This is a genomic window from Terrabacter sp. 01T434 (assembly GCF_056398545.1).
Window position 1 is genome coordinate 139792 of the sequence record NZ_JBFTPP010000009.1, and the last position, 23602, is coordinate 163393.

Below are 23602 nucleotides of genomic sequence, written 5' to 3' on the forward strand. Positions count from 1 at the left end.
ACCATGACCGCACGGGTGTTCGGCGCCGTCGACATCGGCGCGTCCGGTGGCCGGGTCATGGCCGGCGTCGTCGACGGCGCGAGCACCACCCTGCACACGCTGCACCGGTTCCGCAACGGACCGGTGCAGCGCGACGGCCACCTCCGCTGGGACCTCACCCGGCTGTGGAACGAGGTCCTCGCCGGCCTGCGGCTGCTCGCCCGAGACTTCCCGGAGACGGAGTCCGTCGGCATCGACACGTGGGCGGTCGACTACGCCCTCCTCGATGCCGACGGTCGACTCCTCGCCGAGCCCGTCTCGTACCGTGACGGACGCACCGGGCCGGCCGTCGAGCGCGTGCACCGGCGCGTCAGCCGGGAGGAGCTGTATGCCGTCAACGGGCTCCAGTTCCTGCCGTTCACGACCATGTACCAGCTCGAGGCCGAGAGGTCGGCAGGCCTGTGGGACATGGCAGCCCACATCGTCCTGCTCCCCGACGTGCTCGCGCACCGGCTCACCGGCGTATTGCGCACCGAGACGACCAACGCCTCGACGACCGGCCTGCTCGACGCCAACACGGTCGCTTGGGCCAAGGACCTGCTCGACCGCCTCGACATCCCGCCTGGGCTGCTGCCTCCGCTCGTCGCGCCCGGCGAGGTCATCGGGCCGCTGACGCCTGGAGCAGTCGAGCAGACCGGGCTCCGCCCGGGCACCCTCGTCACCGCGGTCGGCTCCCACGACACCGCGTCGGCCGTCGTCGGCGTGCCGGCGACGACCTCCCGGTTCGCCTACGTCTCGAGCGGCACGTGGTCCCTCGCCGGGCTCGAGCTCCGGTCGCCCGTCATCACGCCGGCGAGCCGCGCGGCCAACTTCACCAACGAGGGCGGCGTCGACGGCCGGACCCGCTTCCTGCGCAACGTCGGCGGCCTGTGGCTGCTCCAGGAGTCCGTGCGCGAGTGGGAGGCGGCTGGGCTGGCGCCCGATCTCGACGCGCTCCTCGTCGCAGCCGAGCAGCTGCCCCCGGGAGGACCAGTCGTCGACGTCGACGACGACGCATTCATTCCCCCGGGCCACATGCCCGAGCGGATCGCCGCGGCCGCCGGGGGCGCCCTCCCCGACCCCGCCCACACCGTGCGTTGCATCCTCGACTCGCTCGCGACGGCATACGCCTCGACGGTGCGAGCGGCCAGCGCGCTCGCCGGAACCGGTGTCGACGTGGTCCACGTCGTCGGTGGGGGTTCCCGCAACCACCTCCTCTGCCAGGTGACCGCCGACCTGACGGGGCTGCCCGTCGTAGCCGGTCCGGTGGAGGCGACGGCCCTGGGCAACGTGCTGGTGCAGGCCCGCGCCGTCGGGGCGGCCCCGGCCACGCTCGAGCAGATCCGGGCCGACCTGGCCGCCACCCAGGCCTTGCGCGTGCACCGACCGTCATGAGACACCACGAGATGGGAGGCGATGTCGCCGACCGAGCCGGACGCGATACGTTTCTGCGGCGAGAGGAGGGCCCATGGCCACGGTGAGCATCAAGGACGTCGCGGCGCGTGCCGGCGTCTCGCTCGGGACCGTCTCCAACGTGCTCAACCGCCCCGCAGCGGTCCGGGCCGCGACGCGGGCCAGGGTCGAGGCAGCGATCGCCGAGCTCGGCTTCGTGCCCAACGCGTCGGCGAGGCAACTGGCTGCCGGGCGCTCGCGCACCATCGCCTACCTCGTGCTCGACGCGACGAACCCCTTCTTCACCGACGTCGCCCGCGGCATCGAGGAGGTGGCCAAGGCCGAGGGCCTCGCCCTCTTCATCTGCAACAGCGACCAGGACGTGGACCGCGAGGACCAGTACCTCGAGCAGCTCACGGAACTGCGTGCCCGCGGCGTCCTCATCACGGCGATGGACTACGCCAACCCCCGGCTTCAGCGGCTCCGCGAGGCCGGCGTGCCCGTCGTCCTCGTCGACCGGGCTCCGGACGACAGCGACGAGTGGTGCACGGTCGGTGTCGACGACGTCGCCGGTGGCGGGCTCGCCATCAGCCATCTCGTCGAGGCCGGCCACACCCGCCTGGCCTTCGTGGGCGGCCCCGCCGACATCCCCCAGGTCCGGGACCGTCATGTCGGCGCTGTCCGGGCGACGGTTGCGGCAGATCTGCCCGAGGATGCTCTCACCTGGATCCGCACGACGGCGCTGACGATCGCCGAGGGTCGTCGGGCCGGGGAGCGCCTGCTCGGCCTGCCACGCCGCACACGCCCGACCGGCATCTTCTGCGCCAACGACCTGCTCGCGCTCGGGCTGCTGCAGCACCTCACCCAGCACGGTGTCAGCGTCCCCCACGACGTCGCGATCGTCGGCTACGACGACATCGAGTTCGCCGCGGCCGCGGCCGTGCCCCTCACGTCGGTCTCACAGCCGCGGCACCTGCTCGGCCAGACCGCCGCCCGGCTGCTCGCCGACGAGGCCGACCCCAGCACCAAGCACGAGCACCAGCACGTCGTCTTCCCGCCCGAGCTCGTCGCCCGCGCGTCCACGGCGACGGGCTCGACGGCGAGGAGACCGGCATGAGGATCGCCCTCTTCGTCACCTGCCTCGGCGACGTCCTGTTCCCCGACGTGGGCCGGGCCACAGTGACCCTCCTCGAGCGGCTCGGCCACGAGGTCGTCTTCCCGGAGGCGCAGACGTGCTGCGGGCAGATGCACACGAACACCGGCTACCAGCACGACGCGGCGGGACTCGTGCGGCACCACGTCGACGTCTTCGAGCAGGCGCTCGCCGAGGGCTGCGACGCGATCGTCGCGCCGTCGGGCTCGTGCGTCGGTTCGGTCCGCCACCAGCACGCGGCCGTGGCGCGACGGGCCGGCGACGAGGCCCTCGCGGTCCGTGCCGAGGCTGTCGCCGCCCGCACCTACGAGCTCTCCGAGCTGCTCGTCGACGTGCTCGGGGTCACCGACGTGGGCGCCGCCTACCCGCACCGCGTCACCTACCACCCCACCTGCCACTCGCTGCGACTGCTCGGGGTCGGCGACCGGCCGATCCGGCTCCTCCGGGCGGTCCGCGGCATCGACCTCGTCGAGCTGCCCGCTGCGGACTCGTGCTGCGGCTTCGGCGGCACGTTCGCCGTCAAGAACGCCGACACGTCGACGGCGATGCTCGCCGACAAGATGTCTGCGGTCCTCACGACGCGCGCCGAGGTCGTCACCGCCGGCGATGCGTCGTGCCTCATGCACATCGGCGGCGGCCTCTCCCGGCTACGCACCGGGGTGCGCCCCGTCCACCTCGCCGAGATCCTCGCGAGCACGACGTGAGGACAGCACGATGAGCACCTTCCTGGGTATGCCGCGTGGCCGTGTCCCCGGGCCGCCCGCCGACACCGCTGTCGGGCAGCTGACCGGCGAGCGCCCCTTCCCCGCCGCTGCCCGCGACGCGCTGGCCGACACCCGCCTGCGGCGCAACCTCGCCCACGCCACCGCCACGATCCGATCGAAGCGGGCCGCCGTCGTCGGCGAGGTGCCCGACTGGGAGGCGCTGCGTGATGCGGGGTCGGCCATCAAGGCCGACACGATGGCCCGCCTCCCCGAGCTGCTCGAGGAGCTCGAGCGCAACGTGACCGCACGGGGCGGCACGGTGCACTGGGCCCGTGACGCCGCCGAGGCCAACCGGATCGTGCTCGACCTCGTGCGGGCGACCGGCGCCGACGAGGTCGTCAAGGTCAAGTCGATGGCCACCCAGGAGATCGGCCTCAACGAGGCTCTCGAGGCAGCTGGCATCACGGCGCACGAGACCGACCTCGCCGAGCTCATCGTCCAGCTCGGGCACGACAAGCCGTCGCACATCCTCGTCCCCGCCATCCACCGGGGCCGCGCGGAGATCCGCGACATCTTCGCCGCCGAGATGGCCGACGTCGACCTCGAGACCCTCACCGACGAGCCGAGCGTCCTCGCGGCCGCGGCGCGCACCCACCTTCGTGAGGTGTTCCTCCGCGCCCGGGTGGCCGTCTCCGGCGCCAACTTCGGGGTCGCCGAGACCGGGACGCTCGCGGTCGTCGAGTCCGAGGGCAACGGGCGGATGTGCCTGACCCTGCCCGACACGCTCATCACGGTCATGGGCATCGAGAAGGTGGTGCCCACCTGGCGCGACCTCGAGGTCTTCCTCCAGCTGCTCCCGCGGTCCTCGACGGGCGAACGGATGAACCCCTACACGTCGACGTGGACCGGCGTCACGCCCGGCGACGGGCCGCAGGACGTCCACCTCGTGCTGCTCGACAACGGCCGCACCCGTGCTCTGGCCGACGACCTCGGACGCACGGCCCTGCACTGCATCCGCTGCTCCGCCTGCCTCAACGTGTGCCCCGTCTACGAGCGGACGGGCGGACACGCCTACGGCTCGGTCTACCCCGGGCCCATCGGCGCGGTGCTGACGCCCTTCCTGACCGGCGTCACCGGCGGCGACGACCCCAACGATTCGCTGCCCTACGCCTCGAGCCTGTGCGGCGCGTGCTACGACGTGTGCCCCGTGAAGATCAACATCCCGGACCTGCTCGTCGAACTGCGTGCCGAGCACACGGAGGCTCGTGCCGAGGCCCACCGCCTGCCCTCGCCCGAGGCCGCCGCGATGGCCGCCGCCGCGTGGGTGATGCGCGACGCGACCCGCTTCGCGCGGGCCGGGCGCGCAGCGACGACCGCGCGACACGGCATACGGCGTGGTCGACCCCTCCTGCCGCTGCCGCCACCCCTCAACGGGTGGACCGCCTCCCGCGACGCCCCGAGCCCGGCCGCCGAGACGTTCCGCGACTGGTGGACGCGCACCCGTGGGGAGCGCTCGTGAGCGCCCGCGACGAGGTGCTGGCGCGGATCCGAGGGGCGCTCGGCGACACACCCGGTGCTGCTCCAGCCGTCCCCCGCTCCTACCGACGGACGGGCGAGCACCCGCCCGGGTCGGCTCGCGTCGTCGAGCAGCTCGTGGACCGGCTCGAGGACTACCGCGCCACCGTCATCCGCTCCGCGGCGGACGACGAGTCCGTCGGCGCCGCGATCGCAACCGCCCTCGCGGCCGTCGACGCCACCTCCTCGATCGCCGCGCCAGGCGTCCCCGACGCGTGGACGTCAGCCGAACCTGGATGCCGCCGCGACGACGGCAGCGCCACCGCGCGCGACCTGGACCTCGTCGACGCGGTCGTGACCGGGTCCGTCGCTGCCGTCTCCGAGACCGGCACGATCATCCTCGACGGATCTCCGCTGTGCGGTCGACGGATGATCACGCTCGTCCCCGACGTGCACATCTGCGTCGTCACCCTCCCGAGCGTCGTGCAGACGGTGCCCGAGGGGCTCGCGCGCCTCGACCCCATTCGTCCCCTGACCTTCGTCAGTGGACCGTCGGCCACGAGCGACATCGAGCTGACCCGGGTCGAGGGCGTCCACGGACCACGGACCCTCGTCGTCGTCGTCGCGGGCTGAGTCCGACGCGGGGGCGAGGCCCAGCCACGGCGGCTGCCCTGGCCACTCGTCAGCGGAGGGCGGACACCTCCCCTGAACCCGTCGCGCTCTCCGGGTTCCGCACGTCAGAACCCGATGCGGGCAGTCGCACGGTGAAGGTGGCGCCCTGCTCCGGGGCCGACTCGACCTCGACGCGACCGCCGTGTCCCTCAACGATGGCTCGCACGATCGAGAGGCCGAGGCCGGAGCCCTGGATCGCGCGCTCGTTCGCGGTGCTCGTGCGGTAGAAGCGTGCGAAGACCCGGTCGAGGTCGGCAGTGGGGATGCCGATGCCCGAGTCGGAGACGGTGAGACGCACCGCCCCGCCGTCCTCGGCGTCGACGCGCGCCATGAGGCCGATGCGTCCGCCGTCGGGCGTGAACTTCACGGCGTTCGTCAGCAGGTTCGTCACGGCCCGCTCGAGCGCCACCGGGTCGCCGTCGATCCAGAGCGGCCGGGGGGCGACGTCGAGGTCGCGCACGAGCTGGCGCTGGCTCGTCACCGACGCGACCGAGTGCCACGCCTCGTCGATGACCTCGGCCAGGTCGAACCGGCGCGGGTGCAGCTCCAGACGCCCGGCCTCGATGCGCGAGTTGAGCAGGAGGTCCTCGATGAGCGACAGCAGACGCCGCCCGTTGCGGTCGACGCGCGCGATGAGCTCGCGCTGGCGGTCGGTGAGGGCCCCCGCCGCGCCGTCCTCGAGCATCTCGGCGTAGCCGAGGACGCTCGCGAGCGGGGTGCGCAGCTCGTGGCTCACCGAGGAGACGAAGTCCGACTTGGTCCGGTCGAGCGCGGTCAGCTCCTCGACCGCCTGCCGCTCGCGGTCGAGTGCGACCTGGAGCGCGACCTCGGCCTGGCGCCGACGCGTCACGTCCTCGGCGACCCCGAGGTAGCCGGTGAGGTGGCCGCCCGCGTCGCGGATGCCGCTGACCGTGAGCGACACGGTGCGAGGAGTCCCGTCCTTGCGCAGGTAGGTCCAGTCGCGCGTCTCGGTGCTAGCGCCCCCGCGTACGCGGTGCACGAGCACCTCGAAGCCGGGCTCGATCCCCAGATCCTTCGCCACGGCTGCGATCTGCTGGGCATCGTGCAGCACCGACCAGTCCCGACGACCCACCAGCTCGCTCGCCTGGTAGCCGAGGACGTTCTCGGCACCGCGGTTGAAGAGCGTGATGACGCCGTCGAGGTCGGTGCCGACGATGACCGTCGCCGTGGCAGCCTCGAGGACCGCCTCGACGAAGGAGCGGGCGGCGCGCTCGTCGGTCACGTCGACGCCGGTCTTGACGAGATGGGTCCGTCGGCCGTCGTCATCGGTGAGGTATGCGTTGGTCCACACGAGGTGCCGCACCCCGAGGCCGGGCACGTCCCAGTCGTGCTCCTCGGCGAGCGGCACGCCGCCGTCGGCGATCGCCGCCATGCGGACAGCCAGGGCCGTGCGGTCCGCGACCGGGAAGACGTCGGCCGCCGGCCGCCCCACGAGCTCGGCCTCGGCGCCGCCCAGCAGCCGGGCGGCCGTCGCGTTGAGCCGCTCGATGACGCCGCGCCGGTCGACGACGATGATGGCGCTGGCTGCGGTGTCGAGGACACCTGCGGTCAGCTCGCCCTCGGCCCGCAGCCCGGCGAGCGCCGACCGCCGCTGGGTCGCGGCGACAGCCAGCGACAGGGCGGTCAGGGCCGCGGTGACGAGGAAGGCCTGTGTCAGCGTGCCCACGGTCTCCGGACGGATGCCGCTGCGGCGGGCGGCGGCGGCGAACGGCCCACCTCCGAGGATCGTCAGCCGCACGGTCAGCATGCCGACGACGATGAGCTGGACGGCGACGGTGCGCAGGCCGAGCCGCAGCGCACCCCAGACGAGTCCCGGGATCGGCAGGAAGGCGAGCGGCAGGGACTGCCCCCGGTGGAACACCCAGAACGTCACTCCGATGACGACGATCCACTGCACGACGTCCTCGACGTCGGGGCGGCGTGTGCGCCGGACGCGGGCCGCGATGCCGAGCGGCGCCATGACGAGGACGGCGGCGCCGTGCGAGGACGCCGCCGCCGACACCGAGTCGAGGAAGTTCCCACCGAGGGCGTAGTGCGCGGTCAGCCCGGCGAGAAGCCCGATGACCGCCGCGCCGGCGATGGTCGCCGCGATCAGCCGCCACAGGTCTTCCATCGAGGCCAGCCGCGGGCGACGACCACGGTGGGTGAGCAGACCGTGCACCACGGCGACCTCCGTCGCGTTCGCGACGCCGTAGAGCAGGCTGACGAGGGGCGGGCGACCCCCGTAGACGTTGGCCGCGGCGCTCGAGACGAGGACCCCGAGGACGAAGAGGGAGGATCGCCGCGGGCCCGGGTCCGTCGCGAGCAGGAAGCAGACGGCCAGGCCTGCTGCCGGCCACCAGGGCGCGACGGTCGAGCCGGGCAGGGCGAACCGCACCGAGGTGGCCCCGAGCACGAAGACCCCCACGAGCGTGAGCGCCGCCAGGGTCCACCAGCGGGGCCGAAGCCACTCCGCGCGGCTCACTCGCCCCCGCCGTCGCGGGTCGGTCGACGCGTGGCGTCCGGGGCAGCCGGCTGCGCGGACCTCCTCATGGCCCCATGATGTCGCAGTTGCCGAGAGGATCGGGCAAAAAGAACTATTCGGGACTTGTGTCGCGACCGGCCGGGGTCACCACCCGGACTGCATCGCCGAGTGCTCCGGGGCCGGCGTACGCGTGAGCTGGAGGTAGCCACCCGGCATCTCGCGCCGCTGGATGACGCGGCGGGCGATGCCGCTCGCGGCCGCGAGCGCGACGGACTGGTCGACGAAGGTCGGGTCGGTGCACGTGAAGTCGTGCCCCTTCCACCGGATGATGCAGCCGCCTGCGGCGCGCACGTTGCGCACCCAGTCGGTGGTGCGACCCCAAGGCAGGCCGATGACGAACGTCGTCTCGGTCGGCAGCACGGCGATCGGCGTCGCGTACGACTTGCCGCTCGAGCGTCCGGTGTGGCGCAGCACGGCCCACACCGGCAGCATCCGGTGACCGGCCAGCCGGACGGCGACCTTGTTGAACTGCTTCGCGCCTGCGGGAGGGCCTGCCATCCCTCCACTATCCTCGCGCGGGCCCGGCGCGGGGGCCGATACGTGGCCCCCCGACGACGTATGCCGTCCGGGCCGGGCCTCGTCCACTCAGCCCAGGTGCCCGCGCACCGACGCGTGCCCCTTGAGCAGGTTGCGGGCGATGGTGCGGCGCTGGATCTCGTCGGTGCCTTCGTAGATCCGCAGGAGGCGCAGCTCGCGGTACCACCGCTCGACGGGCAGCTCTCGCGTGTAACCCATGCCGCCGTGCATCTGCAGCACGCGGTCGACGATCTCGTTGGCCTTGACGCCGCCGTAGAGCTTGGCCATCGACTGCGACTGGCGCGAGTCGAGGCCGCGGTCGACCTGCCAGGCGGCGCTGAGCACGAGCCACCGCAGCGCCTCGATCTCGACGGCGGAGTCGGCCACCATCCACTGGATCGCCTGCCGCTCGGCGATGGGCTGGCCGAAGGTGACGCGGTTGCGGGCCCACTCCATGCCCATCTCGACGAGCCGCTCGCACGAGCCGAGGGCGCGGGCCTGCAGCATGTAGCGGCCCTTGCCGATCCAGCGCATCGCGAGCTCGAAGCCCTTGCCCTCCTCGCCGAGGATCGCCGAGTGCGGCACACGGACGTCCTCGAAGACGAGGGCGGCCGGACCCCACTCGCCCATCGTGTCGATCGGGGTGCTCGTCCAGCCCCGGTCGCGGTCGACGAGGAAGCACGTGACGCCGCCGTCGGCGCCCAACTCCCTGTCGGTCACCGCGAAGACCATGACGAAGTCGGCCTCGTTGCCGCCGGTGATGAAGGTCTTCTCGCCGTTGATGACCCACTCGTCGCCCTCGCGTCGGGCACTCGTGCGGATGGCGCGGGCGTCGGACCCGGCCCCGGGCTCGGTGATCGCGAAGCACGACCTCCGGGTGCCCTCGATCGTCGGGCGGAGGTAGGTGTCCTGCTGCTCCTCGGTGGCCGAGAAGAGGATGTTGTCGGCCTCGCCGGCGAAGCGGAACGGCACGAACGACCGACCCAGCTCGATCTCGATGAGCGCGGCGACGACGGCACCCTGGCCCATCCCACCGTGGCTCTCGGGTGTCTGGATGCCGAAGAAGCCGGACGAGCGGGCTTTGTCCTGAAGGGCTTTCAGCTCCTCGGCTGTCAGGCCGCGCTCGCCCCGCCGCTCCCGCTCGAGCACCTGCGGCTCGAGCGGCACGATCTCCTTGCGCACGAAGGTGCGCACCCAGTCGCGGATCTCGCGCTCCTCGGCGCTGAGGTCGAAGTCCATCGTCGGTCCCTTCGTCGTGCGGTCGGGGGTCGTATGCCGGGTCGCTCAGCGGGCGCGCGCCCGCCGTCCCGGATCAGCGGGCGGCATACCTGCGCAGCTCGGCCTTGGCGAGGGCGTTCTTGTGCACCTCGTCGGGACCGTCGGCGAAGCGGAGTGTGCGGATGCCGGCGAAGGCGGCGGCGAGCTCGGTGTCCTGGCTGAGCCCGGCGGCGCCGTGGGTCTGGATGGCCTTGTCGAGGATCCACTCGACAGTCTTCGGCGTGGCGATCTTGATGGCCTGGATCTCGGTGTGCGCGCCCTTGTTGCCGACGGTGTCCATGAGCCAGGCGGTCTTGAGGACGAGGAGGCGCAGCTGCTCGATGCGCACGCGGGACTCGGCGATCCAGTCACGCACGACGCCCTGCTCGGCGATCGGGCGGCCGAAGGCGACCCGCTCGGACGCCCGGCGGCACATGGCCTCGATGGCGACCTCGGCGAGGCCGATGGAGCGCATGCAGTGGTGGATCCGGCCGGGGCCGAGCCGCGCCTGGGCGATGGCGAAGCCGGTGCCCTCCTCGCCGATGAGGTTGCTCGCGGGCACCCGGACGTCGGTGAAGCGCAGCTCGGCGTGACCGCCGTGGTCGTGGTCGTCGTAGCCGAAGACCTCCATGCCGCGGACGACCTCGACACCCGGGGTGTCCCGTGGCACGAGGACCATCGACTGCTGGCGGTGCCGGTCGGCGTCGGGGTCGGTCTTGCCCATGACGATGAGGACCTCGCACTCGGGGTTCATCGCGCCGGTGATCCACCACTTGCGCCCGTTGATGACGTAGTCGTCGCCGTCACGCCGGATGCTCGTGCCGATGTTGGTGGCGTCGCTGCTGGCCACGTCGGGCTCGGTCATCGCGAACGCCGAGCGGATCTCACCGCGCAGCAACGGTTTCAGCCACTTCTCCTGCTGCTCGGGCGTGCCGAACTGCGCGAGCACCTCCATGTTGCCGGTGTCGGGTGCGGCGCAATTGAGGACGGCCGGGGCGAGGCGGATGGAGCGGCCGGTGATCTCGGCGAGCGGGGCGTACTGGAGGTTCGTCAAGCCGGCGCCGTGCTCTCCTGGGAGGAAGACGTTCCACAGCCCGAGCTCGCGGGCCTCCTGCCGCAGCTCCTGCAGCACCGGCGCGGTGCTCCACGCCCACCGGTCGGGCAGCGCCGACACCTGCTCGTCGAAGACGGGCAGTGAGGGGACGATGCGCTCGTCCATGAAGGTGAGCAGCGACTGCCGCAGCTCCTCCGTGCGGGCGTCGAATCCGAAGTCCATGTCAGCTCTCCTTGACGGCGGCGAGGCCGGCCGTGACGAGGGGGACGGTGGCCTCGCCGATGGTGGCGAAGCCGCCGCCGACGGTCTGGCCCTGGGTGTAGCGGTAGTGGATGCCCTCGAGGATCACGGCGAGCTTGAAGTAGGCGAGCCCGAGGTGGAACGAGAGGTGGCCGAGATCCCGGCCGCTGGCCGCGGCATACCGCTGGCGCAGCTCGGGGCCGGTGATGAAGCCGGGCGCCCGCGAGACGTCGGAGACGGCGACGGAGTCCATGAGGAGCGGGAGCCGCTGGTAGGCCTCGAGGAGCGCGACGTCGGTGAGGGGGTCGCCGATCGTCGCCATCTCCCAGTCGAGCACGGCCGACACCTCGTCGTCGCTCGTGACGAGGAGGTTGTCGAGCCGGAAGTCGCCGTGGACGATCGTCGGATCACCCTGCGCCGGAACGGATCCCGCGAGCCGTTCGTGCAGCTCGTCGATGCCGGGCAGGTCGCGGCTGCGCGAGGCGTCGAGCTGCTGCTTCCAGCGTCGGACCTGCCGCTCGAGGAACCCCTCGGGACGTCCGAAGTCGGCGAGGCCCACCTCCGCCGGGTCGACGGCATGCAATGCGACGAGCGTGTCGACCAACCGCTCGCTGATCGCGCGCACCCGCTCGGCGCCCAACGGCCGCAGCTGTGCCTCGAAGCGGTAGGGCGTGCCCGCGACGCGCTCCATGACGTAGAACGGGGCGCCGACGACGTCGGGGTCGTCGCACACGGCATACGTGACGGGGACCGGGACAGCGGTGTCGCGCAGAGCCGTGATGACGCGGTGCTCGCGCACCATGTCGTGCGCGGTGGCGAGGACGTGCCCCAGAGGTGGGCGACGCACGATGACGGTGCTCGTGCCGTCGCCCACCTCGTAGGTGAGGTTGGACTTGCCGCCCGCCACGACCCGACCGGTCAGCGGCCCGTCGAGCAGGCCGGGTGCCTCACGGTCGAGGAAGCCCCGGAGCGCGTCGAGCGGCAGTCCCGGCGGGTCGGTGCGGTCGGCGTCGGTCACGTTAGTCCTTCGGTCCGCCGGCGACGTAGATGACCTGGCCGGAGACGAAGCCGGCCTCCTCGCGCACGAGGAAGGAGGTCGTGGCCGCGATGTCCTCGGGCTGGCCGACGCGGGCGACCGGGATCTCCTTGGCCGCGCCCTCGAGGAACTGCTCGAAGGTGATGCCCATGCGCTCGGCGGTCTGGCGCGTCATGTCCGTCGCGATGAAGCCCGGCGCGATGGCGTTGGCCGTGACGCCGAACTTGCCGAGCTCGATGGCGAGGGTCTTCGTGAAGCCCTGGAGACCGGCCTTGGCGGCGGAGTAGTTGGCCTGTCCGCGGTTGCCGAGCGCAGAGGTCGAGCTGAGGTTGACGATGCGGCCGAACTTCGCGTCGATCATGTGCTTCTGCGTGGCGCGCGTCATGAGGAACGAGCCGCGCAGGTGGACGTTCATGACGGCGTCCCAGTCGTCGGCAGTCATCTTGAAGAGCATGTTGTCGCGGATGATGCCGGCGTTGTTGACGAGGACCGTCGGGGCACCGAGCTCGGTGGCGACGCGCTCGACCGCGGCCTGCACCCCCGCCTCGTCGGACACGTCGACACCCACGGCGAGGCCCTTGCCGCCGGCGGCCTCGATGTCGGATACCACTGCCGCACAAGCGGACTCGTCGAGGTCGAGGACGGCGACGGCATACCCGTCGGAGGCGAGGCGCTTGGCGACGGCGGCGCCGATGCCACGCGCGGCGCCGGTGACGATGGCAGTGCGCTGGGTGGTCGTGTCGGTGGTGGTCGGCTGGTCGGTCATGCGTGCTCCTGGGTCGAGGTGGTGGAGGTCTGGTGGTCGAGCTTCTGCTGGAGCCGGTTCATGCCGGCGAGCCAGGCGTCGGGGTGGGCGGCGCGCTGCTCGTGGTAGCCGCTCACCTCAGGGTGCGGGAGCACGTAGAAGGCGTCGGTCGCGAGCGCCTGCCACGCGGCGTCGGCGACCTCGTCGGCCGTGAGCGTCGCGTCGAGGGTGAGGAGATCCTTGAGCGGGCCGGAGCCGTCGAGCATCCGCGTCTGCACACCTTGGGGGCAGATCGCCTGCACGACGATCCCGCGGTGGCGATAGGTCGCGCTCAACCACTCGGCGAAGGCGACGGCGCCGTGCTTGCTCACGGAGTAGGGCGCGTCGCCGAGCATCGTCAGCAGCCCGGCCGCCGACGCGGTGACGACGAGGCGCCCGCCACCGGCGTCGAGCCAGCGCGGCACGAGGTGCCGGGCAGCGCGCACGTGGGCGAGGACGTTGGTCTCGAGCGTGCGGGTCCACTCGTCGTCGGAGGCGTCCAGACCCTTGAGGGTGCCGATGCCCGCGTTGGCGAAGAAGACGTCGACGTGGCCGAGGTGGTCGTATGCCGTGTCGACGAGGTGGGCCACGCCGGCATCGGTCGACGTGTCGCCGGGGACGGCGAGGGCGCCCGTCTCGTCAGCGACGGACTGCAGCTCGGCGGCGTCGAGGTCGGCGACGACGACCTGCCAGCCCTCGCGCGCGAGTCGGGTCGCGATGGCGCGACCGATCCCCCGGGCGGCCCCGGTGACGACGGCGGTGTCGGGCATGCTGCTCCTCGCTGTGGACTAAGCGCTTGCTTACCTTGACGACAAGACCCCTCCCCCGTCAAGTGACCCACCCACTCCTCCCCCGTCGAGAGGCCACGTTCGGCCGCCTCGCGACCGTCGACAGGCCACGTTCGGCCACCTTCCACCCGTCGAGAGGCCACGTTCGGCCGCCTCGCGACCGTCGAGAGGCCACGTTCGGCCGCTTCCCGACCGTCGAGAGGCCACGTTTGGCCACCCCGCGGCCTCAGCCGGCGACGCGGTGCACGAAGGCGACAGCGCGGTCCAGCGCCTCGCGGCCGTCGACGCTGTCGAGGTCGAACTGGTACTCGTGCCCGAGGCTCGGTGCGTGGGCGTCGTCGAAGAGCAGCACGTCGCGCTCGACGTCGTGCTGCTCGAGCGCCTCGATGAGCCCGAGCGTGTGCGGGAGCAGCGGGTCTCCGTTGCCGGCCGAGACGAAGCTCGGCGGGAAAGAGGGCGAGACGTGCAGGGGCACCGTGCCCTGCCGCGTGGTCCGCTCGTCATGGCGTCGGCTCGACCCGAGGTAGGACCAGATCGCGGTGTCGACGAGCCAACCCCCGAGGCGGCTCGTCCCGCGCGCGAGCCTGAAGTCGTAGGCACCGCAGAAGAGCACGAGACCACGCAGTGACGACGAGGGCACTGGAGCGTCGATGCCGATCTCCGCGGCATACGCCGGGTCGGTGACGAGGAGGGCCACCTGAGCAGCGATCTGCGCTCCCGCCGAGTCCCCGGCGAGGACCACGCGCCCCGGGTCGACGCCCAGCCGGTCGGCGTGGTCGACGACGTGGGCGAGCGCGGCCGCCACCTGCCTCACCGGCGTGGGGTAGCGCGAGCCAGGCGCGATCGAGTAGTCGACACCGACCGTCGTGAGGCCGCGGCCGGCCAGCACGCGGAGATAGTTGGAGACGTCGGACTTGGATCCCGACACGAAGGCCCCACCGTGCACCCAGACGACCGTCGGCAACGGCTCGTCGCGACGTGGCCGGAAGACGTCGAGGCGCCCGTCGGGCGACGCGATGTCGTATGCCTCGTCGACGATCTCGACGAGGTCACCCGGGACGTGCCTGGCCAGCGCGGCGCTGGACCGCGCGGCTCCACGGTCGAAGACCGCACGGATCACCAGGGCGGAGGGCCAGGGCGTCGTCCGCGCGACGACGGCGACGGCTCCGGCCGCCGTGGCGGCACTGAGTGCGACCGTCCGCACCAGTCCGCGGGCGCGGCCGAGGATGTCACCCATGGGGTGAATCTAGTCCCGCGCCGACCCGTCGTGGCCTCTCGACGAGCGCGTGGCGGCCACACGTGGCCTTTCGACGAGCGCGTGGCGGCCACACGTGGCCTTTCGACGAGCGCGTGGCGGCCACACGTGGCCTTTCGACGGTTGGGTGGCGGCCACACGTGGCCTTTCGACGGTTGCGTGTCGGTGGGGCGGGGCAAGATCACGTCATGCTGCTCTCCGACGTCGTCGCCACCTCGCAGGCCGTCGCGGCCACTTCGTCCCGCACCGCGAAGGTCGAGGCGCTGGCAGCCTGCCTGCGACGGGCGGCCGAGGACGGTCCTGACGTCGTCGAGGTCGTCACCGCCCACCTCGCCGGCGTGCTGCCCCAGCGGCGCATCGGCGTCAGCTGGCGCGGCCTCCAGGGCCTGCCCGAGCCCGCCGCCGAGTCGACCCTGACCGTCGAGGAGGTCGACCGCGCCGCGACGAGCATCGCCGCCATCACCGGGTCGGGCTCGGGCACCACACGTGCCACCGCGGTCCGTGCGCTCTTCGCCCGCGCGACCGGCGACGAGCAGGCCTGGCTGCGCGGCCTCATCACGGGCGAGACGCGTCAGGGCGCTGGAGACGGCGTGATGCTCCAGGCCGTCGCCAAGGCGGCCGACGTGCCGGACGCCGCGGTGCGCCGGGCCGTCATGGTGGCCGGCTTCGCAGGTCCGGTCGCACGCGCGGCCCTGACCGGCGGGGCCGAGGCGCTGGACGCCCTGACCCTCGAGGTCGGCCGGCCCCTGCGCCCCATGCTCGCCGGCTCCGCGCCCGACGTCGCCGCGGCCCTCGCCACGCTGGGAGGTGAGGTCGTCGTCGAGACCAAGCTGGACGGCATACGGCTGCAGGCCCACGTCGACAACCGCACGACCCCCGGCAGCGTGCGCCTCTTCACCCGCACGCTCGACGAGGTGACCGAGCGGATGCCGGAGATCACCGAGGCGCTCGCGGGCCTCGACGTCGAGACCCTCGTGCTCGACGGCGAGGTCATTGCGCTCGGCGAGGGTGGCCGGCCGCAGCCCTTCCAGGTCACGGGCGCGCGCACGGCGAGCAGCGCCGACGTCGGCCGGCTGCGTGAGGAGGTGCCGCTGACGCCGTTCTTCTTCGACGTGCTCCACCTCGACGGCGCCGATCTCCTCGACGAGCCGGCCCACGTGCGGTGGGAGCACCTCTCGCGCACCGTGCCGCCCGCGTGGCTGGTGCCGCGCGAGATCACCAACGACCCCGGGCGGGCCCAGCAGTTCTTCACCGACCTCGTCGCCGCCGGCCACGAGGGGGTCGTCGTCAAGGACCCCGCCCTGCCGTATGCCGCAGGCCGGCGCGGTCCCGGGTGGGTCAAGGTGAAACCCCGGCACACCCTCGACCTCGTGGTGCTCGCCGTCGAGTGGGGTAGCGGGCGCCGCAAGGGCTGGTTGTCCAACATCCACCTCGGCGCCCGCGACGCGGAGACCGGCGAGCTCGTGATGCTCGGGAAGACGTTCAAGGGGATGACCGACGAGATGCTCGCCTGGCAGACCGAGCGCTTCCAGGAGCTCGCCGTCGACCGCGGCGACTGGGTCGTGACCCTGGAGCCCGAGCAGGTCGTCGAGATCGCGTTCGACGGAGTGCAGAAGTCGTCCCGCTACCCGGGCGGCATGGCGCTGCGCTTCGCGCGGGTGCTGCGCTACCGCGACGACAAGCCCGTGTCCGAGATCGACACCGTGCAGACCGTCCGGGAGCTCGCCGGCTGGTGAGCGCCGGTGGACGGGCGATGTTCTACCGGGCCTGTCCCCGCTATCTGTTGCCGATGGCAGGGGCCGTAGGTAAGTTCCACAGAGAGGACAGAACGCGTCATTTGTTCACATCACCCGGAGGCCCCCATGTCCATGTCCGATCTCTCCCGCCGCTCCGTCATCGCCGGCGGCCTCGCTGCTGCTGCGGCGGGCGCGACAGCCGGTAGCGCCCGCGCGGCCACGAGCACCTCCGCCACGCCCCCGGCAGCCGAGAACGGCTGGGTCACCTCGACGATGGCCCGGATGACGATGGAGGAGAAGGTCGGCCAGCTCTTCATCCAGAACGTCTACGGCAAGGACGCGACGACGCCCGACAGCCGCAACATCCCGCTCTACGGCGTCGCGAGCCCGGCCGAGGTCGTGCAGAAGTACCACCTCGGCGGTGTCATCTACTTCGCGTGGACCGACAGCGTGCAGAACCCCGACCAGATCGTCGGCCTGTCCAACGGCCTGCAGAAGGCAGCGCTCACGCAGCCCAGCAAGGTGCGGATCCCTCTCCAGATCGCCACCGACCAGGAGCAGGGCGTCGTCACGCGCATCGGACCGCCGGCCACGCAGTTCCCCGGCTCGATGGCGCTCGGCGCCGGACGCAGCGCCCCCGACGCGCGCACCGCCGCTGCGATCACCGGCCGCGAGCTGCTCGCGATGGGCGTCAACACCGACTTCGCGCCCGACTGCGACGTCAACGTCAACCCGCTCAATCCGGTGATCGGCACGCGGTCCTTCTCGTCGCGACCCGAGCTCGCCGCCCAGCTCGCGGCCGCCCAGGTTGCCGGCTACCAGCGTGACGGAGGGGTCGCATCCTGCGGCAAGCACTTCCCGGGCCACGGTGACACGGCGACCGACAGCCACGTCGCCTTCCCGGTCATCACCCACACGCGCGAGCAGTGGGAGGCCATCGACGCGCCGCCCTTCAAGGCCGCGATCTACGAGCAGATCGACATGATCATGACCGCGCACCTGTCGTTCCCGGCTCTCGACGACTCGGGCAACCCGGCGACGCTGAGCAAGCCGATCATGACGGGCGTGCTCCGCGGCGAGCTCGGCTACAAGGGCGTCATCATCACGGACTCCCTTGCCATGCAAGGCGTCCGTGACCTCTACGGCGACGCCGAGGTCGCCGTGCGGGCCCTGCTCGCGGGCGTCGACCAGCTGCTCATGACGCCCGCGATGGACGACGCCTTCGCCGCCGTCCTCGACGCCGTCCGCAGCGGACGCATCACCAAGGACGAGCTCGACGCGAAGGTGCGCCGCGTGCTGAGCCTGAAGTACCGCCGCGGCATCGTGGCCAGCCCGTATGCCGACCCTGCCGCCGTGTCGGGCGTCGTCGGCACCCCCGCCCACCTCGCGGCGGCCGACTCCGTCACCGACCGCACGACGACCCTCGTCAAGAACGACGCCAAGGCCCTTCCGATCGCCCCGAGCGGCAAGAAGGTCCTCGTGACCGGCTACGGCGTCGGCACGACGGCGACCCTCGCGGCGGCCCTGACCGCCAAGGGAGCCACGGTCCAGACCATCCAGACCGGGACCTCCCCGACCGACGCCCAGGTCGCCTCTGCGGTCACCGCAGCAGCGGACAAGGACGTCGTGGTGGTCACGACCATGAAGGCCTGGGACACCACCGTCACGGACCCGCGCGGCGGCCAACAGAAGCTCGTCAAGCAGCTTCTCGGCACCGGCAAGACGGTCGTCGTGGTTGCCGTCCGCGACCCCTACGACATCGCCTACTTCACCGCTGCCCCCACCTACGTCGCGACGTACTCCTACAGCCCGGTCGCGATCGAGGCCGCCGCGCGCGTGATCGTCGGTGACGTCTCCCCCACAGCGACCCTCCCGGTCGACATCCCCGTCGCCGGCGACCCGAACACCGTGCTCTACCCCTTCGGCCACGGCCTCACCTACTGACGGCCGGCCCGGCACCAACGCGATCGGAGAGCTCCACATGACCAACCTCAACCGCAGGCAGCTGCTCACCGCCGGCGCCCTGAGCGCCGTCGCGATCCCAGCGACGGCGGCGGGTTCCGTTGCAGCGCAGGCCGGCCAGACGGCATACGCCAGCAACTACCCCAACAACCCGGTGACGACGGGCGCCCAGAACGCCGCAGCGGCCGGCTGGTCGATGCTCTCCGGGCAGAAGGTCGGGGTCATCACCAACCCGACCGGCATCCTTCGCAACCTGCGGACCATCGTCGACGAGATGCACGAGTCGGGCGCCGTGGACATCGTCGGTGTCTTCGGGCCCGAGCACGGCTTCCGCGGCACCGCCCAGGCCGGCGACTCCGAGGGCACCCACCCCGACCCGCGGACCGGGCTCACGGTCTACGACGCCTACGGCGCCAACACGGCGAAGATGACGTCGATGTTCCGCACCGCCGGCGTCGAAACGGTCGTCTTCGACATCCAGGACGTCGGCGCACGGTTCTACACCTACATCTGGACGATGTACACCGCCATGCAGGCGGCGGTCGCGGTCGGCGCCCGCTTCGTCGTGCTCGACCGGCCGAACCCCATCGGTGGCACGGCGATCGGGCCGATGATGACCACGCCGTGGACCTCGGGCGTCGGCGCCAAGGAGATCGTCCAGGCCCACGGCATGACGGTCGGCGAGCTCGCCCGCTACTTCGACGGCGAGTTCCTCACCGCCGACGCGGGGCGCCGGCTTGCCGAGCTCTCCGTGATCGAGGTCAAGGGCTGGCGCCGTGACGTGCCGTATGCCGTCACCGGACTCCCCTGGGTCATGCCGAGTCCCAACATGCCGACTCCCGACACCGCGCTGGTCTACCCGGGAACGGGGATGTTCGAGGGGACCAACCTCTCGGAGGGACGGGGTACGACGCGGCCCTTCGAGCTCATCGGGGCACCGTTCGTCGACTACAAGTGGGCCGAACGCCTTGCCGCGCTTGGTCTTCCGGGTGTCGGCTTCCGCGAGGCCTACTTCTCGCCGACCTTCAGCAAGCACATCGGCAAGGTGTGCGGCGGAGTCCAGCTGCACGTCACCGACCCGTCGACGTTCGACCCGATGCGCGCCGCCGTCGAGATGCTCGTCGCGGCAAAGGCGCTCTACCCCGACTTCGCCTGGCGCTACGACTCCTACGACCCGGCGCGGCCGTACTGGATCGACAAGCTGACCGGATCGCAGCGCCTCCGCACGCAGATCTCGGCGGGCGCGCCCGCCGACGAGGTCATCGGCGCCTGGAGGGACGAGCTCGCGGCCTTCGACGCCCGGCGCCAGCAGTACCTCCTCTACCGCGGCCCGGCGCACTGAGCCGTTGTTGCCTTCCGACACCATCCTGTCCGACGCGAGCCCGGCCCCGCAGGGCCTGGACCCCGCACCCATCGCGGAGGCCGTGGCGCGGATCCACACGTACGGGGAGGACACACCCGACGGGCACCGGCTCTTCGCAGGCGCGGTGGGGATCATGGGCCACGCGGGGCGCATCGTCGGGCGCGACGTGAGCGGCTGGGCCCTGCGCTATGCCGACGCGACCGCCGAGCTACCCCGCGACGAGTGGGTTCCCATGCGCACCGACACGATCTTCGACCTCGCGTCGGTCTCCAAGCTCTTCACCTCGATCGCGGTGGCGCAGCTCATCGAGGAGGGCCACGTCTGCCTGGAGAGCCCGGTGGCAGCACACCTCCCGGAGTTCGCCGCCAACGGCAAGGAGGCCGTCACGGTGCGCCAGCTGCTGACGCACACGTCGGGCTACCCGCCGGAGCTCCCGCTGTGGAGCGCGTGGCCCGACCAGGCCTCGCGCATCGAGGCGGTCCTGGACCATCCCTTGGCCGACCCGGCCGGCTCCACCTACCGCTACAGCGACCTCAACCTCATCACCCTCGGCGTCCTCGTCGAAAGGCTGTACGGGGAGCCACTCGACGTCGTCGTGCGCCGGCGCATCACCGCGCCCCTGGGGATGGAGGACACCGGCTACAACCCGGCGGACAGGTCACGCACGGCCGCGACCGAGTACCAGACCGCGCCACCCCGCGGCATGGTGCGCGGCGAGGTCCACGACGAGAACGCGTGGTCCCTCGGCGGCGTGGCCGGCCACGCGGGCGTCTTCTCGACGGCGGACGACCTGGCGATCCTGTCGCAGGCGCTGCTGGACGGCGGCGCCTACGGCGGCCACCGGATCCTCGATCCCTCGAGCGTCGAGCTGCTCGTCACCGACTTCAACCAGGCCTTCGCCGGCGACTCGCACGGGCTCGGCTTCGAGCTCGACCAGCGCTGGTACATGGACGCCCTATCCGGCCCCCGCAGCGCGGGCCACACCGGCTACACCGGCACATCGGTCGTCATCGACTTCGCCAGCCGCTCCTTCGCGATCCTGCTGACCAACCGCGTGCACCCTTCTCGCGACTGGGGCTCGGTCAACATCGCTCGCCGCGCGTGGGCCCATGGCCTGGCCAGTGCCCTACCGATCCGACCGCAGGAGGAGCGCACGTCCTGGTGTGCCGGGAGTTCCGACGCGACGACCGCCACCCTGACGACGGCGCCCCTCGCGGTCGACGCCGGCGGAGCCCGCCTCGGCTTCGACTTCCTCGTCGACAGCGGTGAGACCGGCCTGCACCTCGAGCGGTCCACCGACGCCGGTACGACGTGGACACCGGTGGCCTTCGCCGTCAAGGACCGGGGCACGACAGGCCAGACCGACGAGACAGTCGCCGGCACCGTCGACGACACCATCGACGGCTCCGGGACGCGGCGCTGGGTCGAGGCGCGGGCCGCGCTCGAGCCCGGCACCCAGCTGCTGCGCTGGCGCCTCGTGCCCGACGCGAACCACCCCGGTCGAGGCGTCGCCCTCGACCGGATCCGGGTGACCGGGAGCCAGGGCGTCCTCCTCGACGCCGAGCACCAGCCCGACGCGCTGACGTCGGCCGGTTGGCAGCCGACCGGTCGCGACGCCGTAGCGTAGGCCCATGCCCAGGACCGAGGACGGCGGCTCGTCGCCCGCAGGCGCCGCGAGCGCATCGCTGCTCATCCGCCTGAGGGGGATCAAGCCCTCGCTGTCGCCCGCCGAGGACCGCGTCGCCGACATCGTCCTCGCCGACGCACGCCGTGCCGCGGGCCTGACCATCAGCGAGCTCGCCACGACGGCGCGCACGTCCGAGACGACGGTGCTGCGCTTCTGCCGCCGACTCGGGCTGCCGGGCTACCCGCAGCTGCGTCTCGCGCTGGCCGAGGAGTCGGCGCACCCACGCACGATGAGCCGCAACGGCACCGACATCAGCGCGAGCGACACCATCGACGACATCATCGCCAAGGTCGCCTTCGCCGACGCGAGCGCCGTCGAGGAGACCGCCCAGCAGCTCGACCGCGACACCCTCGCCTCCGCCGCGGCTGCCATCGCCAAGGCGGGCCGCGTCGACATCTACGGGATCGGCGCGAGCGCGATCGTCGGGACCGACCTGCAGCAGAAGCTGCACCGCATCGGCATCGTCGCCTTCGCGTGGAACGACCCGCACATCGCCCTGACGAGCGCCACCCTGCTCGGCCGCGGCGACATCGCGGTCGGCATCTCGCACTCGGGCACGACGACCGAGACCATCGAGGCCCTGGCGGCAGCCCGCTCGACCGGTGCGCGCACCATCGCCATCACGAACTTTCCGCTGTCGCGGCTCGCCTCCGGAGTCGACTTCCTGCTCACCACGGCCGCGCGCGAGACCAGCGTCCGCTCGGGCGCGACGGCGAGCCGCATCGCGGCCCTCACCGTCATCGACTGCCTCTACATCGCGGTCGCGCAGCGCAACCTGCGCCGGGTCCGCAAGGCCGTCGCCGACACCCGAGAAGCCGTCGCCGGCCACCACGTCACCGACTGACCCGGCGAGTGGGCACCCAGCCCTCGTTCCAACCGGGCGTCGTGACAAGAATGTTACTGATTTACAGCATTGACGCTGGGCGTGTAGGAAACTAACCTCGCTCGGGTGAGCAGCGAGGTGACCGTGGACGCCCCCACCGAGGAGCGCCATCCGGGGACGACGTCCATCGACACGCACACCTCGCTCGACATCCTGAGGGCCCTCAACGCCGAGGACGCGACCGTCGCCGGCGCCGTCAGCGAGGTCCTCCCCGAGCTCGCCCACCTCGTCGACCGGGCCGTCGAGTCGCTCCGCGCCGGCGGCACCGTCCACTACTTCGGGGCCGGCACCTCGGGTCGCCTCGCGGTGCTCGACGCCGCCGAGCTTCGACCGACCTTCAACGCACCTGCCGGTCTCGTCGTCGCGCACCACGCGGGCGGACCGGAGGCCCTCCTCCAGGCCGTCGAGAACGTCGAGGACGACGCCGACCTCGGCCGCTCCGAGGCCGACGACCTGCGTCCCGGCGACGTCGCGATCGGCCTCACGGCCTCGGGTCGTACGCCGTTCGTCGCCGGCGCCCTGGCGCGGGCTCGGCAGCTCGGCGCCGTCACGGCCCTCGTCACGGCCAACCCGAACGCCGAGATCGCCGTCCTCGCCGACATCCTGCTCGCCGTGCGCACCGGTCCCGAGGCGCTGACCGGGTCGACGCGGCTCAAGGCCGGCACCGCGCAGAAGCTCGTCCTCAACTCGTTCTCGACAGCCGTGATGATCCGGCTCGGTCGCACGTGGAGCAACTTCATGGTCGACGTCGTCGCGACGAACGCCAAGCTCCGCGGCCGGGTGCTGCGCATCCTCCGGGAAGCCACCGGTGCCGATGCGGACCAGGCCCGCGAGGCCCTCGACGCGGCCGACGGTGAGCTCAAGCCCGCGCTGCTCTCCCTGCTCGCGGGCGTCGACGCCGGCGCCGCACGCGACGCCATCGCCGCCCACGACGGTTCGGTCGCGCAGGCCCTGGCCGCCCTCGGCGGCCAGGTCCCCGCAGCGCCCACCCCCTGACACCGACCCGCACCCACCCACCCGTGCCGACCCCCAGGCACCTCGC

The 23602-nt window shown here is 72.2% G+C and carries 19 protein-coding genes; 11 read left to right on the top strand and 8 right to left on the bottom strand.

Features of this window, described 5'->3' with window-relative positions:
• The first annotated feature begins 3 nt into the window (after positions 1 to 3).
• The 5 genes from AC1DIW_RS18255 (at position 4) to AC1DIW_RS18275 (ending at position 5415) form a co-directional block, all read left to right on the top strand.
• The gene (locus tag AC1DIW_RS18255) at positions 4 to 1413 is read left to right on the top strand and encodes a rhamnulokinase (RefSeq protein WP_478109964.1); all 1410 of its coding nucleotides are present in this window, start codon (positions 4 to 6) and stop codon (positions 1411 to 1413) included.
• A 73-nt stretch (positions 1414 to 1486) separates the two neighbouring features.
• Positions 1487 to 2527: a LacI family DNA-binding transcriptional regulator gene (locus tag AC1DIW_RS18260; protein ID WP_478109966.1), complete on the top strand. Its 1041-nt coding sequence runs from the start codon at positions 1487 to 1489 to the stop codon at positions 2525 to 2527.
• On the top strand, positions 2524 to 3267 hold the full coding sequence (locus AC1DIW_RS18265) for a (Fe-S)-binding protein (protein ID WP_478109967.1): 744 nt from the start codon (positions 2524 to 2526) through the stop codon (positions 3265 to 3267). The genes AC1DIW_RS18260 and AC1DIW_RS18265 overlap by 4 nt, the downstream gene beginning before the upstream one ends.
• Positions 3268 to 3277: 10 nt before the next feature.
• Entirely contained in the window at positions 3278 to 4786 is a 1509-nt protein-coding gene (locus tag AC1DIW_RS18270) for a lactate utilization protein B (protein ID WP_478109968.1), read from the top strand.
• Positions 4783 to 5415 (top strand): LutC/YkgG family protein, encoded by a 633-nt coding sequence (locus tag AC1DIW_RS18275; RefSeq protein WP_478109970.1) that lies wholly within the window; start codon positions 4783 to 4785, stop codon positions 5413 to 5415. The genes AC1DIW_RS18270 and AC1DIW_RS18275 overlap by 4 nt, the downstream gene beginning before the upstream one ends.
• A gap of 49 nt (positions 5416 to 5464) precedes the next feature.
• Here the strand turns inward: AC1DIW_RS18275 and AC1DIW_RS18280 are convergent, their stop codons facing one another.
• From AC1DIW_RS18280 to AC1DIW_RS18315, 8 genes are all read right to left on the bottom strand, one after another.
• Complete coding sequence (locus AC1DIW_RS18280; RefSeq protein ID WP_478109971.1) at positions 5465 to 7939, bottom strand: sensor histidine kinase; 2475 nt, start codon at positions 7937 to 7939, stop codon at positions 5465 to 5467.
• 144 nt (positions 7940 to 8083) lie between these two features.
• Positions 8084 to 8497, bottom strand: a complete 414-nt coding sequence (locus tag AC1DIW_RS18285; protein WP_478109972.1) for a nitroreductase family deazaflavin-dependent oxidoreductase — start codon at positions 8495 to 8497, stop codon at positions 8084 to 8086.
• 87 nt (positions 8498 to 8584) lie between these two features.
• Positions 8585 to 9754: an acyl-CoA dehydrogenase family protein gene (locus AC1DIW_RS18290; RefSeq protein WP_478109974.1), complete on the bottom strand. Its 1170-nt coding sequence runs from the start codon at positions 9752 to 9754 to the stop codon at positions 8585 to 8587.
• 73 nt (positions 9755 to 9827) lie between these two features.
• A complete protein-coding gene (locus AC1DIW_RS18295; RefSeq protein ID WP_478109975.1) occupies positions 9828 to 11048 on the bottom strand; it encodes an acyl-CoA dehydrogenase family protein in 1221 nt (406 codons plus the stop codon).
• Between the two features lies 1 nt (position 11049).
• Positions 11050 to 12084: a phosphotransferase family protein gene (locus AC1DIW_RS18300; RefSeq protein ID WP_478109976.1), complete on the bottom strand. Its 1035-nt coding sequence runs from the start codon at positions 12082 to 12084 to the stop codon at positions 11050 to 11052.
• A 1-nt stretch (position 12085) separates the two neighbouring features.
• Complete coding sequence (fabG, locus tag AC1DIW_RS18305; RefSeq protein ID WP_442277242.1) at positions 12086 to 12868, bottom strand: 3-oxoacyl-ACP reductase FabG; 783 nt, start codon at positions 12866 to 12868, stop codon at positions 12086 to 12088.
• Positions 12865 to 13656: an SDR family oxidoreductase gene (locus AC1DIW_RS18310; protein ID WP_478109978.1), complete on the bottom strand. Its 792-nt coding sequence runs from the start codon at positions 13654 to 13656 to the stop codon at positions 12865 to 12867. Before AC1DIW_RS18310 ends, fabG begins: the two co-directional genes overlap by 4 nt.
• 244 nt (positions 13657 to 13900) lie before the next feature.
• Positions 13901 to 14911 (bottom strand): alpha/beta hydrolase, encoded by a 1011-nt coding sequence (locus tag AC1DIW_RS18315; RefSeq protein WP_442277244.1) that lies wholly within the window; start codon positions 14909 to 14911, stop codon positions 13901 to 13903.
• Positions 14912 to 15117: 206 nt separating this feature from the next.
• Between AC1DIW_RS18315 and AC1DIW_RS18320 the strand changes: the two genes are divergently transcribed.
• From AC1DIW_RS18320 to AC1DIW_RS18345, 6 genes are all read left to right on the top strand, one after another.
• Positions 15118 to 16665, top strand: coding sequence for an ATP-dependent DNA ligase (locus AC1DIW_RS18320; protein WP_478109979.1), 1548 nt, complete (start codon positions 15118 to 15120; stop codon positions 16663 to 16665).
• Positions 16666 to 16791: 126 nt separating this feature from the next.
• Positions 16792 to 18609, top strand: a complete 1818-nt coding sequence (locus AC1DIW_RS18325; protein ID WP_478109981.1) for a glycoside hydrolase family 3 protein — start codon at positions 16792 to 16794, stop codon at positions 18607 to 18609.
• A gap of 37 nt (positions 18610 to 18646) precedes the next feature.
• Positions 18647 to 19969 (top strand): exo-beta-N-acetylmuramidase NamZ family protein, encoded by a 1323-nt coding sequence (locus AC1DIW_RS18330; protein ID WP_478109983.1) that lies wholly within the window; start codon positions 18647 to 18649, stop codon positions 19967 to 19969.
• A 7-nt stretch (positions 19970 to 19976) separates the two neighbouring features.
• Positions 19977 to 21617, top strand: coding sequence for a serine hydrolase domain-containing protein (locus AC1DIW_RS18335; RefSeq protein WP_478109985.1), 1641 nt, complete (start codon positions 19977 to 19979; stop codon positions 21615 to 21617).
• Positions 21618 to 21621: 4 nt separating this feature from the next.
• Positions 21622 to 22521 carry a MurR/RpiR family transcriptional regulator gene (locus tag AC1DIW_RS18340; protein ID WP_442277249.1) on the top strand — a complete coding sequence of 300 codons (900 nt, stop codon included), beginning with the start codon at positions 21622 to 21624 and terminating at the stop codon, positions 22519 to 22521.
• A gap of 105 nt (positions 22522 to 22626) precedes the next feature.
• Positions 22627 to 23556: an N-acetylmuramic acid 6-phosphate etherase gene (locus AC1DIW_RS18345; protein WP_478109987.1), complete on the top strand. Its 930-nt coding sequence runs from the start codon at positions 22627 to 22629 to the stop codon at positions 23554 to 23556.
• Positions 23557 to 23602: the final 46 nt, after the last annotated feature.

Bases quoted from the DNA above. Each gene is read 5' to 3' on its own strand.
- AC1DIW_RS18270 (WP_478109968.1), top strand. From the start codon at position 3,278: ATGAGCACCTTCCTGGGTATGCCGCGTGGCCGTGTCCCCGGGCCGCCC.
- AC1DIW_RS18325 (WP_478109981.1), top strand. From the start codon at position 16,792: ATGTCCATGTCCGATCTCTCCCGCCGCTCCGTCATCGCCGGCGGCCTC.
- AC1DIW_RS18320 (WP_478109979.1), top strand. From the start codon at position 15,118: ATGCTGCTCTCCGACGTCGTCGCCACCTCGCAGGCCGTCGCGGCCACT.
- AC1DIW_RS18285 (WP_478109972.1), bottom strand. From the start codon at position 8,497: ATGGCAGGCCCTCCCGCAGGCGCGAAGCAGTTCAACAAGGTCGCCGTC.
- AC1DIW_RS18340 (WP_442277249.1), top strand. From the start codon at position 21,622: ATGCCCAGGACCGAGGACGGCGGCTCGTCGCCCGCAGGCGCCGCGAGC.
- AC1DIW_RS18310 (WP_478109978.1), bottom strand. From the start codon at position 13,656: ATGCCCGACACCGCCGTCGTCACCGGGGCCGCCCGGGGGATCGGTCGC.
- AC1DIW_RS18315 (WP_442277244.1), bottom strand. From the start codon at position 14,911: ATGGGTGACATCCTCGGCCGCGCCCGCGGACTGGTGCGGACGGTCGCA.
- AC1DIW_RS18265 (WP_478109967.1), top strand. From the start codon at position 2,524: ATGAGGATCGCCCTCTTCGTCACCTGCCTCGGCGACGTCCTGTTCCCC.
- AC1DIW_RS18255 (WP_478109964.1), top strand. From the start codon at position 4: ATGACCGCACGGGTGTTCGGCGCCGTCGACATCGGCGCGTCCGGTGGC.
- fabG (WP_442277242.1), bottom strand. From the start codon at position 12,868: ATGACCGACCAGCCGACCACCACCGACACGACCACCCAGCGCACTGCC.
- AC1DIW_RS18330 (WP_478109983.1), top strand. From the start codon at position 18,647: ATGACCAACCTCAACCGCAGGCAGCTGCTCACCGCCGGCGCCCTGAGC.
- AC1DIW_RS18290 (WP_478109974.1), bottom strand. From the start codon at position 9,754: ATGGACTTCGACCTCAGCGCCGAGGAGCGCGAGATCCGCGACTGGGTG.
- AC1DIW_RS18295 (WP_478109975.1), bottom strand. From the start codon at position 11,048: ATGGACTTCGGATTCGACGCCCGCACGGAGGAGCTGCGGCAGTCGCTG.
- AC1DIW_RS18260 (WP_478109966.1), top strand. From the start codon at position 1,487: ATGGCCACGGTGAGCATCAAGGACGTCGCGGCGCGTGCCGGCGTCTCG.